9 protein-coding genes are annotated in these 16,356 nt (G+C 64.9%); all 9 read right to left on the bottom strand.

The window, feature by feature from the left end; all coding sequences use genetic code 11:
* Nucleotides 1-29 precede the first annotated feature (29 nt).
* The 9 genes from H4V99_RS06095 to H4V99_RS06055 all read right to left on the bottom strand — a co-directional run bounded on the left by H4V99_RS06095 (nt 30) and on the right by H4V99_RS06055 (nt 16,352).
* The gene (locus H4V99_RS06095; protein WP_280676455.1) at nt 30-5,969 is read right to left on the bottom strand and encodes an Ig-like domain-containing protein; all 5,940 of its coding nucleotides are present in this window, start codon (nt 5,967-5,969) and stop codon (nt 30-32) included.
* Nucleotides 5,970-6,006: 37 nt separating this feature from the next.
* The gene (locus H4V99_RS06090; protein ID WP_280676453.1) at nt 6,007-7,518 is read right to left on the bottom strand and encodes a serine/threonine-protein kinase; all 1,512 of its coding nucleotides are present in this window, start codon (nt 7,516-7,518) and stop codon (nt 6,007-6,009) included.
* 118 nt (nt 7,519-7,636) lie between these two features.
* On the bottom strand, nt 7,637-8,470 hold the full coding sequence (locus H4V99_RS06085) for a protein phosphatase 2C domain-containing protein (RefSeq protein ID WP_280676451.1): 834 nt from the start codon (nt 8,468-8,470) through the stop codon (nt 7,637-7,639).
* A 50-nt stretch (nt 8,471-8,520) separates the two neighbouring features.
* The gene (locus tag H4V99_RS06080; protein ID WP_280676449.1) at nt 8,521-9,603 is read right to left on the bottom strand and encodes an FHA domain-containing protein; all 1,083 of its coding nucleotides are present in this window, start codon (nt 9,601-9,603) and stop codon (nt 8,521-8,523) included.
* An 83-nt stretch (nt 9,604-9,686) separates the two neighbouring features.
* On the bottom strand, nt 9,687-10,922 hold the full coding sequence (locus H4V99_RS06075; protein WP_280676447.1) for a DUF4192 domain-containing protein: 1,236 nt from the start codon (nt 10,920-10,922) through the stop codon (nt 9,687-9,689).
* Nucleotides 10,923-11,019: 97 nt separating this feature from the next.
* Nucleotides 11,020-12,984: an ABC transporter ATP-binding protein gene (locus tag H4V99_RS06070; RefSeq protein ID WP_280676445.1), complete on the bottom strand. Its 1,965-nt coding sequence runs from the start codon at nt 12,982-12,984 to the stop codon at nt 11,020-11,022.
* Nucleotides 12,981-14,714, bottom strand: a complete 1,734-nt coding sequence (locus H4V99_RS06065) for an ABC transporter ATP-binding protein (RefSeq protein ID WP_280676444.1) — start codon at nt 14,712-14,714, stop codon at nt 12,981-12,983. Before H4V99_RS06065 ends, H4V99_RS06070 begins: the two co-directional genes overlap by 4 nt.
* Before the next feature lie 10 nt (nt 14,715-14,724).
* The gene (locus tag H4V99_RS06060) at nt 14,725-15,312 is read right to left on the bottom strand and encodes a helix-turn-helix domain-containing protein (RefSeq protein ID WP_280676441.1); all 588 of its coding nucleotides are present in this window, start codon (nt 15,310-15,312) and stop codon (nt 14,725-14,727) included.
* A gap of 77 nt (nt 15,313-15,389) precedes the next feature.
* Nucleotides 15,390-16,352 carry an aldo/keto reductase gene (locus tag H4V99_RS06055; protein ID WP_280676439.1) on the bottom strand — a complete coding sequence of 321 codons (963 nt, stop codon included), beginning with the start codon at nt 16,350-16,352 and terminating at the stop codon, nt 15,390-15,392.
* Nucleotides 16,353-16,356 lie beyond the last annotated feature (4 nt).

Here is a 16,356-nt window from a genome sequence, read left to right as displayed (position 1 = left end):
TTCGTCGAAGTCATCATTCGTCATAGTCGTCATTCGTCAAAGTCATAGCTGTGGGTGTTCACGGTCACGGTCAACCGCACCGTGCCGGCTGCCGGTGCGTCCGGTACGGTGCAGGTGTTCAGTGAATCAGCCGCGGTGGGCTCGTCCACCGTGTCACGCACCGAGCAGGTGTAGCTCGCCGTCAGCGTGCCGTTGGGCGGGTCGTTACTCCAGGAGAACTGCCCGGTGGCCGCGTCGTAGGCTACTCCCGCAACGTCCAGCGTGACGGATGCCTCGGCGGCCGTTGCCGAAGCCGACCACGGCCCACAGCCACCCCAGGCATTGCAGCCGCGAACCTGCGCGGACACCACCTCTCCGAACGCTCCTCCGAGGAGCTCCCGGGGCCAGCCCGTTCCGCTGAAGGGCACGACGTCTCCGGTGCCGTCGGCGGCTCGCAGCTCAAACCGATCAGCCCCCACCACCGTTGACGCGGAAATCTGGTAATCCCACGCTGTTCCACGCGCGCGCATGGTGCCGGTCACAATCGGTGCGGTTGCCGGGTCCGGTCGGATAACAGCGGAGGCGACCTCTGATACCGCGCACCCCGCCCGGTTGTAGCCCCACACCACGAAGGAGTATCGCCCGTTGTTGCCGGAGAGCCCTTCAAATTGCGCGGAGGTTGTGCTGCCGGAGACGGAAAGCTGCGCGTCCACCACTCCGCCCGCAACGGGTGCGGTCATCAAACCGGGGGCCGGGGTCGTCACCGAGCACGCCTGCGCTCCCGATGGCGCCCGGTTACCGGTGATGCGCTGCACGAAATAGCCACCGATCGCATCACCGGAGTCGGGGAAGGCGCCCCACGACACGGTCACGGTGCCATCGGCGTCGCTACCCGAGGCCGTGATCGCGGTGGCCTGCGGAGCCCCGTAGGGAGTACCGGTGTCGCGGGCAGTCGCCCAACTGGACAGCTCCGGCAGGGCATCGTTCCGGGCGCTCACCGTGTACTCCACGCTCGCGCCGTTGGTCAGGCCGTTCACGTCGATACTGCACCGCGCCGCTTGACTGCAGGCCCCTCCGCTGGCGCTCACCTCCGGCTGCGCCCGACCATTCACGGTCACGACATAGCCGCGCACGGCGGTGCCCCCGCCGTTCGGCGGGACCGCAGCCCAACTCAGTCGAAGACCACCGTCGAGGGGGGCAGCCCGAAGCGCGGTCGGCGCAGCCGGCACGACGTCAGACCACACGATGGTGCGCAGTGCCGTGGCAGCGGATGCGCCAATCGCGTTTTGCGCGCTCACCGCTACGCGCACGGCATTGTCGCGTCCGTTGCCGCGGGTGAACACCTGGCACGACGTGGCCTGGCAGTCACTCGTTTCCACGATGGTTCCAGAATCGGCATCGCGAAGCGTGAGCTGGTACCCGGTGATCGCGGAGTTATTCGCGGCACCGGCGTTGAATGACACGCTCAGAGAGCCGTCACCGAACCCACCCACGGCGAGGTTTGAGACGGCATCCGGTACGTCCTGCACCGAGATGCGCACGGTACCCCAGGCATAACGATCGGGGTCTCCCGTGGCATCCGCTACCTGATACTGCAGGGTGGTGTCGGTGGGTGCGGCCTCGGCGGCCACGCGAATGCTGAGCCGACTCGAGTCTGCGCTCGGCGTGATCGTCACTCCCGGGGGAACAGAGGCACCATCCAGGCCACGCACCGCAACGACGCGCAGCGGAACCGAGGGGAACGGGTTGGCTGCCTCATCGTTGGCGAGCACGTCGACAACCGTGGTCTGCCCGCGGGGCGCGACCGCGGCATCCGCTGCCGGAATTGCCGTTGGCCGGGTGGAGGCGACGACGCGCATGTCGATGCGGCCGGATGGACCCGCGGCGAGGCTGTCCCGAACGCCGATCAGGATGGGGCTCGACGTCCCCTTGAGAGTGGCGCTCTCGGCGCGGAGGGTGAGTTCGTAGCCGCTGAGCGACCAGGTGAAGCCCGTGGGTTTCGGATCAAGAACCGTGAATGCCAGCTCCCCCACGTCGTCCGGGTACGGGTAGGAGGTGAGTTTGCGGAGGTCGATGACTTTCGACTGCTCAGGCTCGAAATCGATGACGGCGCCGTCGAAGGCGGGGGGCTGATTGTCGCGGGGGGTCACCGTGAGGGGAAGCACAATGGTGTTCCGGCGACCCTCCGGATCGCTGACGCTCGTTCCGTCGGTCACTTCAAAGGAGATGGATGCCGGTCCGAAGTACTGCTCGGCACTCGTAAACTCGAGCGTTGTCGGCGAGGTGGTGAGCGGGGCACCATCGGCGTGCGTGGCACGAACGGTTCCGGTGTCCGTGAGACGCACGAGCTTGCCGGAGACGGCCACCACATAATCGTTGATGTCGATGGTGAGTGCGGTCCCGCTCGTCACCGTGAGCGCCGGCATGCCGGCACGCACCTGGGGCAGGGCGTCTCGAAAACCGGGTACCCAGATGAACGCATACGACACAATGCTGCGGTCGTCGGGGTGCGTGACGGAGAACGGGATGATCTGGCTCTGTTCGGCGACGGTCACCTCAATGCTCTGGTCCGGTGTGACCCGGGCGTCGGCGGTGAAGCCGGGCAGCACGGCCAGATCGAGAGAGTTCGTTGGCCCGTCGGCAAAAAACACCTGAGCGAGCACGTCCACGGTGACCGTGCTGCGATCGAGAATGTCGCTGAGGGTAAGGCGAGTGTCCCCGGCCACGGGGTGAGACCGGGGTGCATCCCGGCTCACGACCACGGTGAGGAAGTTGGAACTCGTTCCCCCACGTTCGTTCTGAATGTCGTAAATGTAGCCGTACCGGCCTTCCGCCTCCGGTGCGGTCAGCGAGATGACGAGATTATCGATCACGGCCGAACCGGAATCTAGGGCCGGGTTGCTCGGCTCCACACTCACGAGGCTAAGCGCGCCACCGTCGGGGTCGGAGTCGTTACCGAGCACCTGCACGGACACGGTGCTGCCGGGACGCACCACCACCTCGTCGGGGGCGGCGATGGGGTTGCGGGCACCGTCCAGTCGCGCGCTGATACCCACGCGCACGGTTCCGGTGGCGCGGGCTCCGAGCGCATCGACCAGGGTATAGGTGAACGTGTCGGTGCCGGCGGAATACTCACCCGCCGTGTACTCGAACGAGTCGGCGGCCATGCCCGTGACGGCGCCCTTCTCGGGGTTGGTCTCCTGCCCGAGCAGCTGCACGGAGTCGCCATCGGGGTCGATGCCGCTGAGCGGGATCGGGATGGTCACGGTGCCACCGGCGAGAACGCGGGCGGTGACGATCTGGGGTTCCGGCGGGTTGTTGGTGGCGGCATCCGCTTCACGCACCAGAATTCGCACCTCGGCGTTAGCAAACTGCCCGTCGGGGGCCGTGACCCGGTAGACGGCGGTGTAGTTTCCGGCGGTGGCCGGAGCCAGGTAGCGCAGGACGGAACCGGAGGCAAAGAGCAGCCCGGCCTGCCCGGTGAGGCCCTCGGTGAGCACCGGGTCGAGGGTGAGCGGGTCACCGTCGGGGTGCTCGTCGTTGGCGAGAACCGGAATGTCGATGGCGTCGTTGACACGAACCGAGACCGTGTCGGGCAGCGCGCGGGGCGCCTGCTTCTGTGTGACAGCGGGCAGTTCGATCACCGTCACGCTGCCCTCGGATTCAAACAGACCGTTGCTCACCCGGTAGCCAAAGGATACCGAGCCGGTGGGCAGGGGCTGGGTGAGAGTCACCCGCAGGAGGCGCTGCTCCAGAATCTCCACGCGCAGGCCACTGTCTGCGGCACCCGGCACGAGTCCGGTCACGAGGAGCACGCCACCGGCCGGGTCGAAGTCGGTCGCCAGCACGTCCACGAGGGTCGGCTGGCTGCCGCGAATAAAGGCCGTGTGTGCAACCGTGACCGGCTTGCTGTCCACGTCTGCTGCGGCGGTGACCTCCACCCGCACCTGTCCGGTGACGGTCTGCGTGCCATCGGTCACGGCGTATTCGAGGTAGTGCGTGCCTACCTCTGCGCTCGAGAAACGGAAGGTGCCGTCGTCCCAGTTGGGTGTGATCGTCACGTTGGGCTTGGCCGGAACACTACTGAGGCGCAGCACACCGGAACCACCCCGCGCGTGTTCGAGGGGGGACAGCGTGATCTCTGCGTTCGCGGTGGCGAGAGCGGAAAACGAATCGGTGAGAATGGGTACCATGCCCGCCGGTCGAACGACGACGGTGAGCGTTCCCGCGCCCAGATCGCGACCGTCTGAAACGGTCAGCGCCACATCGGTACGGGTTCCGTCCGTTCCCGTGCTCGCTCCACCGTTCGTGTACGTCACCGCTCCGGCCGGCGTGAAGCCCACCTGATCCGGTGCGGCCGTGGTCGCGGACGCCAGGTACATCGGATCCCCATCGGGATCTACCCAGTCCCCCAGCACCTGCGTGGTCACCTGCCCGGCCACCTCGGCCGTGGCCCGTGTGCTGCGCGCCTGCACGGGGGCAGAGTTCTCCTCATCGCCCCGGACCGTGACCGTCACCGAGGCCGTGGCCGTTCCCCCGCGCCCGTCGGTGATCGAGTAGGTGAAGCTGATGGGTTCGGTCGCGCCGACCGGCAGCGTGAGCTGGATCTGCTGATTATTCGCGATGAGGTCGAGACGCCCGCGGTCTGCTGGCACCTCGCCGACGCTCTCGATCATCAGCACGTCGTCGTTGGGGTCGTAGTCGTTGAGCAGAACCGGGAGCACGGTGGCTCGTCCGGGGCGGGCGCCAAACTCATCGTCGACGGCCACGGGAGGCAGCTGCGTCTGTTCAAAGGTCGGAGGCGTGTCGCTGCTGTTCTCCTCCACCGTCTGCTCGGTCTGGTTGGTGTCAATGAGATCGGCCCAGTTGTCGATCAGTTCGTTGTTTCGCGCCACAGCCCAGGTCGCGCCGTTCTGGGCGTCGTTGAGCACAATGCCCTCGCCGTTGATCCGAAATTCAAGTCGTGCTCCGGCGGCAACGCCGTTCAGAGCCACCACCCCGGAGCCGGTGTCCCCGTCGCCGGTGCACTCACGCCAGGCTGTTCCGTCCGACCACGCGGCGTAGGAGCAGGGGCCCACGGATGCCGGTGCTGCGGCCGGTCCGTTACGCCCAGTCACGAGTTGCTGCAGTGTTCCGCCGGTGAGGTCCACCGCAACGAGGCCTCCGTCGTGGGCCACCAGAAACCGGTCACCGACGGTCTGTGCCTGCTGAATCCGGGGGTTGGCGGCGACTCCCAGATCGACATCGGCGTCGCTCAGAAAGACCTGTGCGGTGGTGGCGTTGAGGAGCGCCCACGCGCCACCGGCGCTGGAGACCTGGTAGTCGTCATCCGCGCTGCCAACACGTCTCTGGCCGGGCGCTGCGGCGGGCGCCTCACCGACCGCCGTTGTGGCGAGCGTCACCGTCGTGATCTGCGCGTTGTTGTTCGTGGTGTCGACCTGAAGCAGGCTGCCCGAGCCGGGCGTGAAGGCGGTGAGGAGTCCCGCCGGATCAAGGGCAACAACGGTGCCGGCGCCGAGGCTCAGCGCCGGCGTGGACAGCCCATCGAAGGCCGTGATCTCGGTGGCGGGCAGAGTCCAAATGTCGCCGTTTGACGCGACGACGGCCCGGTCGCTGCCGAGCAGAACGGTGGGGGCAAGGGGCGGCAACGGCACGCTGCCGGCGACCTGAGCCGTGGCCGCGTCGAGGATATCGAGCGAGCTATTAGCGTGATCGAGCACCAGCACGGTCGCGCCCTGCTGCACCACGTCGAGGCTCGTGCTTGGGGCCGGGACAACGGTGTTGAGTTCCATCACCGCCGTGTTGGCGCGGCCCACCGACTGGCGGGACTCATTGGTCACCCAGACGGCAGCATCACCCAGATCGAGGCGCTGGGCGGTATATCCACCGGACACCACGGCAACGGTGGTGACCAGTGCCGCAATCACGGTTGCACTCGTGATCGTGGCGATCCGTGAGCGGTGGGCGCGAACCCAGCTACCCCTCACCATGTCACTCCGGGCATCACTTCGAACATCACTTCGAACATCACTGGTTAACCGTGGCATCGACACATTTTTCGGCGCTTTGCTCCCCGCGCACGCCGGCGCGGTTCACGGTGACGGTGACGCACACCGTGCCCGTAACGTCGGGGTCAACACCGAATTCGGTGCCGCGCTGAATGCTGGTCTCACCGGACCGAAGCTCGACAACATAGGTGTCGCTCGACTGAACCCCGGGATCATCCCAACGAAAAACGATGGAGCCGTTTTGCTCGGCTCCCGAAATATCGACGACACGAGGGATCCCGGAGGTGCTATCGCTGGCCAGCATGATCACGCCCGTCCCCGCGACTGCCGCCAGAACAACGATCCCCGCCAGGAGTCCCCAGAACGATCCACGGCGTCGACGTCGTGTCACCCGGGTATAGGAGGAGTCACGTTGCCCGGTGCGGGTCTGTGTTCCTCGGGTCTGTGTGCCACGGGTGTGGGCCAGACGAGGGTGCGCCGCCTGGCGCTCCCGTGTGACCATCGCCGACCGCGAGGCCGCAGCGTTCCCCGAACGGCGACGCCCGGTCCCGGCACCCACGAGGGCCGCTGGGCCGGTGATGCGCGTGTGGTCGAGGGAGTCCACCGGGGTGGCCGCTGCCCAGTCATCGACCGAAACCTCCAGCGGGGTTTGGGCCAGCCCCAGATCTGCTTCGACCGATTGCAGTTCGCGGATCAGTTCCAGAACGCTGTGCTGGCGTTGGCCCGGCGAGCGACGCATGGTACGTGCCAGGATTTCGTTGAGCCGAGTCGGGACATCCGCTCGGTCAAGTGGTCGCACCGTGGCGCGACCAATACGTGCGGTCAGGGCGGCCGAATCGTTGTCGCCTCCCACGAGCTCAAAGGGCGAGTGGCCGGCCAGGAGTGAGTAGAGGGTGGCTCCGAGCGCCCAGACCTCTGTGGCGATCGAGCCGTGCACGTCGCCCTGCAAGACCTCGGGTGCCGACCAGGGAATAGAGAGCCCCACGACACCGGGGTGCGGCTCGTCTCGGCCGGCGCTCTGCGCGCTGCCGGTTTCGGCATCCGCGAGCGTGGCTGCGATGCCAAAGTCAGAGAGCACCGGATGCCCATATGCCGTAATGAGAATGTTCGACGGTTTGATGTCCCGATGCAGCACACCGGAGCGGTGCGCGCTTTCCACGGCGCTGGCAATCTTCACGCCGATGCGCAACACGTCGGGCACCGCGAGCGGCTCCGCACGGTAGCGCTGGCTGAGGTTCGCGGAGCAGTATTCCATCACGAGGTAGGGCCGGCCATCGGCCGAGACGCTCGACTGAAAGACGGTGAGAATAGACGGATGCGAGCCGAGCTGAGCCATCACGTTGGCCTCCGCACGAAAGAATTCCCGCACCTGATCGTTCACGACACCGGATAGCAAAACCTTGACGGCAACGGGGCGCCTGGGGAGGTTCTGCTCGTACAGGAAGACATCCGCAAATCCCCCGGAACCCAGGGCTCGAACGTAGGTGAAGCCCGGCAAGCTCGGAGGCGTTGACGGGAGACGCCGTGCCATGATCGCCTCCGTGCCTGTTACTGGTCGGCCGGGGGAAAAGACCGACCCCACGGTGTCCGAGAAACGACACCGTGAACCTTATTGTAAGCAGACTAAGCGATTATTTTCCCGGTAAAGCTTAGTTTTCCGCCAGCGCCGGGTCGGTCTCGGGATTCACCGTGGTGGGGAGGTCATCGATGCTGATGACGTCCAGCACGATCACGGTCACGTTGTCGCGACCGCCGTTTTCCAGTGCTGCCTCGAGGAGCGCCTCTGCCGCATGCTCTGCCCGAGGATTCGACATGAGGAAGTGACGGATTCCGTAGGAGGTGATCTCCTTCGACAGACCATCCGAGCAGACCAGAATGCGCATTCCCTCCTGCAGCGGCAGAATGCGGTAGTCGGGAATCGGCGGTTCATGAAACCCCACGGCGCGGGTAATGATGTTGCCGTGCGGGTGAACTTCGGCTTCTTCTCGGGTGATACGGCCGGCATCAAAGAGTTCCTGCACCACGGAGTGATCGGTGGTGACCTGCTCCAGAACCCCCGAATTGAGCTGGTACACGCGGGAGTCACCAATGTTGAAGGCGATCCACTGTGGTGCTCCCGACACCACGGCGAGCGCAACACCGGTTACCGTCGTTCCGGTTCCCTGATCGGTAACGCCGGGGCCTTTAGCCATGTCTTCGACGGCGAGGCTCAGAGCCGAGTCAATGGAGTGGGCGTCGAGCACTGGCTTACCGATGTGCTCGGCCAGGCGGGTGACCACGGCGGCGCTGGCCACGTCACCGGCAGAATGACCGCCCATGCCGTCGGCAACAGAAAAAATGGGCGGCTGTGCCAGAAGGCTGTCCTCGTTCACTTCGCGACGGTGCCCGACGTCGGTGAGGGCAGACCAGGCGAGGGTGACACTCTTACCGGTCGAGGGCAGCTCGACCGTGAATTCGGTCGAGCTTTGACCAATCTGGGTCACGGGTGATGCCTTCCAACGTCGAATCTACACAGAATAAGCCGGCTCCCGGTTCAACGGAGGACTTCGATGATATTACCGTCCCCGATGTCGACGCGCGTACCGGGACGCACCGCAACGGACTGCCCGGCGCGTAGCCGCTGACGGCGACCCCGGGCGGGGAACACCATTGTTCCGTTCGTGGACCCCACATCGGTGACGACGACCGCATCGCCGTCCTGACGTATCTCCAGGTGAGTGGCCGAGACCGCCGACGTGCGGGACGCCAGGGTAATCAGTCGCGACGGACGCCCGGCACCCACGCGCGGCGGCGTGGGGCGTCGTCCCAGAAGATACACCGTGTCGAGACGACGCTCCGTTCCGTCGGGCAGGCGAAAACCGTAGAGTTCGAACGGGGCGCCCGGCGCATCCGCTGCCTCGTCGAAGGGCGTAGAGCTGTGGATACGCGCCGAATCCGGCACCACTGGCCGCAGAATGGTGTCGTCATTGGCGGGCAGTGTGGCCGAGGCAGGAGCTCGGTCGAGTGGGTGAGGCACCCGCAGAATCGTGTCATCAAAATCGGTGGCGACCGCCGACGTGATAGGTTGCGTCTTCGGTACCGGCGTCCGAGCCGCTCCGGCAGCCTGCTCCGGAGCCAGAATCGACCAGAACAGGGTGCTTCCCGAGATGGCACCGATGTCCACCGTCTGGCCGGTATCGAGTTCGTCAGGACTCACTCGTGCGGTGCCCGGGATTCCAATGGCGAGTCCCGTCACCGACACAAAATCGGCCGACCGCCACGGTGGGACTCCCCCATCCGTGATGCGCCGGGATCCACCGGTAGAGAACACGTCCACCGCCACACCACCGTGAACGAGAACGGATGCTGACACGCCGTCGGAATCCGCCGGCTCCCCCACGATCACAATGGCACAGCTCTGCACGGCGTCATCGCCCTGCAGCGGAAGGAGCGCAGCGACGCGGTCAACCGTGGGCTGTGGCAGGCCCTCCCATTCACTCAGCGTCTCGAGGAGCGTCTCGAGCAGATGCGCCGGCGTGCCCACCGGAACGGCTGCAAGGAGGCCTGGTCCCACGATGAAGGTCCACTCGGGTGATGCTCCCGGCCCCAGAACACATCCCACTCGTCCAATGTTCATGTCGCACCTCTTTCTGCGAGCACTCACGTGCACTGTTCCCCGCTAAGCCCGCATATCCAGTATGTGCCGTCTGGGCGGCGAAATCATGTCGGCCCCGACCCACGCCCGGCCCCCCTGTCGTCGAAGGGCACCGCGTAGGCCCAATCGGGAAGGAGGCCGGCACACAGCATCCGATACAGCAGCTCCGCCATGCCATAGTCGGGGTCGATGGCCAAAGCCTGCTCCACGAAGATACCCGCGACGGACCCCCGGCCAAGTGCCCACGACAGCCAGGACAGCATGCACAGCGGGGCGAGTCGCGCTGCTTTCGGGGCACTGGCGACCACGGTTTTCAACAGCGCGATGGCGCGCTCAATCCGCTCAGGGTCGGGCCGCGTGTCGGTCAGCCCCAGCATGAGGTCGCCGACGATGACCGCCTCCGCGGGGCGGCGCTCCTCACCCTCCTCCTCAACCAGGTCATCGATTGTTCGGCCGGTGACGGCCTGAAGTGCCCAGTAGTACTGGTTCACCACCCGTGCAGTCTCGCCCGCTGCACGGCCAAAGGCGAATTGCAGCATGACCTGGTCTCGATTGCCGGGGGCCTGCAGCACAAAGAGAAGCTGCGCGATGGCGTCGGTATCGGGAGCCGTCACGTTCCAGGTAAGTGCTTCTTCCGTGATCTCCAGTGGATCAAGAACCTCCCCGACCACGGGAAGAAGCTCGGCCTGCGGGTCGGCGGAAGGTTGGAGCGCACAGTACCGGCGGTAGGCGCGGGCCACCCGCTCCCGCCGAGCCGGGGCCACCCGGGGTAGTTCCGTTCCACTCGCGAGCGTCCCCAGACTCCCCCGCCCCAAGACGGGGAGCGACTCGTGCACAGTCGACGCCGCAATCTCGGTGAGTGGGCGGCCACCGGGCGGACACTCCGCATCAAGGTAGGACCCCCACGCATCAGCTCCCACGCACAGGGCATCCCGCACCAAAAAGCCACTCAGCTCGGCGCGTTTCACGAGGCAGCCCATGAAGCGTTCGTGCGGAATGGCGTGGGGAATACCGGAGGGCAGACCGGGCGCGGTCGCAAAGGACTCGGAGGTGTACGCCACCGGCACGACCGCATCGACACCCGGAATCTTGCAGAGGGTACCAATCAGGGTTGTCGCAATGCGCTTGTGCACCTTGCCGGCGGCATCCGGTTCGGGGAGGTTGAAGCGCAGTGCGCCGCAGGTGCGGTTACCTCGAAAGGCAACGAGAACCATGCTCTGCTCGGGCTGAAACCCAACGAGCTGGGGAACGAGTGCCAGGAAGTCATACGCTTCGCTGGTCTTGACGATTGTCGGCTGCATGGAGACAGACTGGCCGCCGACGCCTCGTGGGAGGCGGTCGACGGCCAATCTGCGGAGGACCCGCACAACAGCGAGCCTGTGAGGGGACAGCGGCCGGTTACACCTCGTCGGCGACCGGAGCGGCGAACTGTGCCGCATACAGCTCGTGGTACGCCCCACCCTGTGCCAGAAGATCGGTGTGGGTACCCTGCTCCACGATGCGGCCGGACTCCATCACGAGGATGAGGTCGGCGTCGCGAATCGTCGACAGTCGGTGAGCAATGACAAAGCTCGTGCGCTCGGCACGGAGGGCGCTCATGGCCTTTTGCACCAGCACTTCCGTGCGCGTGTCCACGGAGCTCGTGGCCTCATCAAGAATGAGCACGCTGGGCTGGGCCAGGAATGCCCGAGCAATGGTGAGTAACTGCATCTCACCGGCGCTCACGTTGCTGCCGTCATCATCCAGCACGGTGTCGTACCCGCCCGGCAGAGAGTGCACGAAGCGGTCAACATAGGTGGCCTTGGCTGCAGCGAGAATTTCTTCCTCGGTGGCGCTTGGCCGCCCATACGCAATGTTGTCGCGAATCGTGCCGCCAAAGAGCCAGGTATCTTGCAAGACCATGCCCATTCGGCCACGCAAATCGCGCCGGGTCATGGTGGCCACGTCAACGCCGTCGAGCAGGATGCGTCCCGAATCGATCTCGTAGAAGCGCATCATCAGGTTCACCAGTGTGGTCTTGCCTGCCCCGGTGGGTCCCACGATCGCCACCGTCTGCCCGGGTTCGGCCACGAGGCTCAGGTCGGTAATCAACGGTCGCTCCGGCGTGTAGCGAAACGACACATTCTCAAACACGAGACGCCCAGGCGTGTCCTCAGGTGTCACGGCATCCGCACGGTCTTCGCTCTGTTCCTCGGCGTCGAGCAGATCAAAGACACGCTCAGCGGATGCCACACCCGACTGCAGCAGGTTGGCCATCGACCCCAGCTGCGCGAGCGGCTGGGTGAACTGGCGGGAGTACTGGATGAAGGCCTGCACGTCGCCCAGCTGCATGGCACCGGAAGCCACCTGGAGTCCGCCGGCCACCGCGATGGCCACGTACACGAGGTTACCGATGAAGGTCATCGCCGGCATGATCAGACCACTGATGAACTGCGCACCGAAGCTCGCCTGGTACAGCTCCTCATTCTTTGCGGCGAACCGGGCTTCCACTTCCTTTTGCCGACCGAACACCTTCACGAGGGCGTGGCCGGTGAAGGTCTCCTCAATCTGACCGTTCAGTTCACCGGTGTTGGCCCACTGGCCCACAAAGAGTTTCTGCGAGCGCTTGGCAATGAATGCGGTGATCACCAGGGTGAGCGGAACCGTCACGAGAGCAATCAGCGCCAGCAGCGGTGACAGCAGGAACATCATCACGATGACACCGATCACCGTGAGCAGCGAGGTCACGACCTGACTCAGCGATTGCTGGAGGCTCTGCGAGATGTTGTCGACGTCGTTGGTCACCCGGCTGAGCAGGTCTCCGCGGGGTCGCTTGTCAAAGTAGCTCAGCGGCAGACGGTTGATCTTCGCCTCGATCTCCTCGCGCAGGCGATACACCGTGCGCTGCACAATGCCGTTGAGTACGTAGGCCTGCATCCAGCTGAACACGCTGGAGAAGATGTAGAGCGCGAGCGCCCAGAACAGCACCGTTGAGAGCGCCGCGAAGTCAATCCCCGACCCCGGCGTCAGCGTCATGCCGCTGAGCATGTCCGCTCGGGTCGTATCACCGGATGCCCGGAGCTGGTCGACCACGGCGGCCTGCGTCGTTCCCGACGGAAGAGTCTTGGAGATGATTCCGGAAAAGATGAGGTTGGTACCCTCGCCCAGAATCCGTGGGCCGAGAACGGCAAAGGTGACGCTGATGATCGCCAGCACGAAGACGAGCGCGAGCCACAGCCGCTCCGGCTGGAGCGTGCCGAGCAGGCGCTTCCCGGAGGCGGTGAAGTTCATCGCCTTCTCGGCCGGCAAGTTCATGCCGCCGAATGGACCGCCACCACGGGGTGGACGAGGCGCCGGCTTGTCGGTGGTGCTGGACTCGCTCATGCTGCTTCCTCCGCGGTCAGCTGGGACGACACAATTTCTTGATAGGTCGTGTTGCTCTCCAGCAGTTCTGCGTGGGTTCCTCGGCCCACGATCCGACCCTCTTCGAGCACCAGGATCTGGTCCGCATCGATGATGCTGGACACCCGTTGCGCCACGATCACCATGGTGGCTCCCTCCGTGCTCTGCTTGAGTGCCAGCCGAAGGCGGGCATCCGTTGCGAGGTCAAGCGCCGAGAATGAGTCATCGAAGATGTAAAGGTCTGGCCGTTTCACCAGGGCTCGCGCAATCGCGAGCCGTTGCCGCTGGCCGCCGGAGACATTGGTTCCGCCCTGAGAAATGGGCGCATCGAGTCCGCCCTCCATGTCCGTCACAAAATCCTTGGCCTGCGCAATGGTGAGAGCTCGCCAAATTTCGGCCTCGGTGGCGTCGGGCTTGCCATAGAGCAGGTTGCTGCGCACGGTGCCGGAGAAGAGGTAGGGCTTCTGCGGTACGAGGCCGATGTTGCCCCAGAGCAGGTCGGGGTTCAGGTCTCGCACGTTGACGCCGTCAACCAGCACCGCGCCGCTTGTCACGTCGAACAGGCGCGGCAACAGATTCACCAGAGTGGTCTTGCCGCTGCCGGTACTGCCGATGATGGCCGTTGTCTCGCCGTGGCGGGCAATGAAACTCACGTTCTGCAGCACGGGCTGCTCGGCCCCCGGGTAGGCGAAGCCCACGTCCAGAAGCTCCAGCTCGCCGTGCCCCACGGTCTCGTTCACGGGGTTAGCCGGTGGCACCACGCTCGAGGGGGTCGACAACACCTCGCTGATCCGATCCGCGGAGACCGCGGCGCGGGGAATCATCACGGCCATGAACGTGGCCATCATCACGGCCATGAGAATCTGCATGAGGTAACTGAGGAATGCGATCAGGGTACCCACCTGCATGGAGCCATCTTCGATGCGGAAGGCCCCGAACCAGATCACGGCCACACTCGACACGTTGAGCACGAGCATCACAATGGGAAACATGAGGGCCATCAGGCGTCCGGAACTCAGCGCCACCTCGGTCACGTCGCGGTTGGCGGCGGCAAAACGTTCGGTCTCCACGTCTTCACGCACAAAGGCCCGAACCACCCGGATGCCCGTGAGCTGCTCCCGCAAGACCCGGTTGACGGCGTCGATACGGGTTTGCATCTTGCGAAACAACGGCACCATCTTGACGATGATGAGGCCCACGGCGATGAGCAGCACGGGCACACTCACCGCAATGAGCCAGGACAGCTGCACGTCCTGACGAATGGCCATGATCACGCCGCCGATGCTGAGGATAGGCGCCGACACCAGCAGGGTGCACGTGGTGAGCACCAGCATCTGCACCTGCTGTACGTCGTTGGTGGAGCGGGTGATGAGCGACGCCGCACCAAAGCGAGTGACCTCCTGCTCGGAGAACTCCCCCACCCGGGTGAAGACCCCCGCGCGCAGGTCACGTCCCACCTTCATGGCCACCTTGGCACCGAAGTACACGGCCACGATCGCGCAGATGATCTGGGCGAAGGTGATGATCAGCATCAGGCCGCCAACACTCAGAATGTAGCCGGTGTCTCCCTTCGCCACGCCCTCATCGATGATGTCGGCGTTCAGAGTCGGCAGGAACAGTGACGCGATCGACTGGGCGAGTTGAAAAACCACCACCGCCACGAGTAGCGACCGGTACGGCCTGAGGTACTGCACGAGCAATTTCCAGAGCACGGGTGTTCTCCTAGGTGAGCGCGGGGTCGGGGAGCCGGCCGATAATGCCGTAGAGGATGATGTGGGTAACCTCGTCGTCGGTGAACCTCAGTCCGCCTCGGATTTGTTGCATGGATGCCGAGAGCGCCACCATGCGAATGATCTGGCCGGTGCGTTCGGCCCCAAAGTTCAGTCGCTCAAGGTCAGCTTCGACCGCCTCACCCAGAACGTCGGTGAATTCGTGCCGAGGGTCGTGAGCTGCCGGCGGGCCGAAGCGGCCGAGGGCGGTCATGATGGTGAATACCGTGGTGAATCGATCCCGCATGAGCGCGACAATGGCGGACACCTTGGCTTCGAGGGGAAGGGTGGCATCGATACTGCGCAGGCGCTTGCGGAACGGGTCGGGATCAAGCTGCCGGTCCACCGCGGCCTGAATGAGCTCGTCTTTCGTGCCAAAGGCGCGAAAGATGGTGCCTTCAGCGATACCGGCCCGCATGGCGATTTGTTTGGTCGTGAGCGCTTGGCCGTACTCGATCAGGAGCGGCGTCACAACATCGATCAGCATCTCTTGGCGGTCTTCGACCGACAGCGGGGCGGCTCGCGCTGGTTTCGTACTCACCCACAAACACTAACTGAGTGAGCACTCACTCACAATAAGTGGCGCTGTGAATTCGCCGCCAGTCCGGCGTGATCCGTTCAGTCAAATAGGTCAGAAATGTAGGCGATGTCGTCGGCAGTGGGCTGCCAGCTGGTGGCCGATACCGCGTTCTGCACGATCTGCTCGGGCCGGGTGGCACCGGCAATGACGCTGGTGAGTCCGGGCTGAGCGAGCAACCAGGCCAGTGTGGCTGCGAGCATGGTGACACCGCGTTCTGCGCACCACGCTTCGTAGCGTTCGATCGTGTCCCACGGAGCGTTCTCCACCAGGTGCGGCCGGATCATCATGATGCGACTGTCGGCGGGTCCGCCGTTCCGGGAGAACTTGCCGGTGAAGAGTCCGTTGTAGAGCGGGAAGAACGGCAAAAAGCCGAGCCCGTAGGCGTTGACGGCGGGCAGAACCTCCTCCTCAACTCCACGCTCCAGCAGGCTGTACTCGTTTTGGCTGGAAATAAAACGCGGGTGGCCCGCAAGTTTGGCGGTGAACTCGGCTTCGGCGATCTGCCAGCCGGCAAGGTTGGAGTGCCCGATGTATCGCACCTTGCCCTCGGTGATGAGGTCGTCGAGCGTGGACAGCGTTTCCTCGATCGGCGTGTTGGCGTCGGGGACATGCAGCTGGTACAGGTCGAGCCAGTCCGTCTGGAGGCGACGCAGCGAGGCTTCCACAGCCAAGCGGATGTAGCGGCGTGAGCCGCGGGCACCCCAATCCGGCCCGTTGACCCCGCCCATGTCCATGCCGAACTTGGACGCGAGCACGATTTGATCCCGCTTACCCTTGAGCGCGTGTCCCATCAGCGTTTCGCTCTGGCCGCGGTGGGCGCCGTAAATGTCGGCCGTGTCGAACAGGGTCACGCCCGCATCGATTGCGGCGTCAATCACCGCATTCGTGCCGCTTTGCGTCTCGCTCGCCGTGCCGGCGCGCCCGAAGTTGTTACACCCCAACCCGATCGTCGAGACGGTAAGTCCGGAATGTCCCAGTCTGCGGTATTCAATGTCAGCCATGTAT

Origin of the sequence: Cryobacterium sp. CG_9.6 (assembly GCF_029893365.1) — a bacterium.
In the GTDB taxonomy this organism is placed as follows: Bacteria; Actinomycetota; Actinomycetes; order Actinomycetales; family Microbacteriaceae; genus Cryobacterium.
Note: the sequence above shows the minus strand (reverse complement) of the source record. Positions and strands in the feature narration are given on the sequence as shown.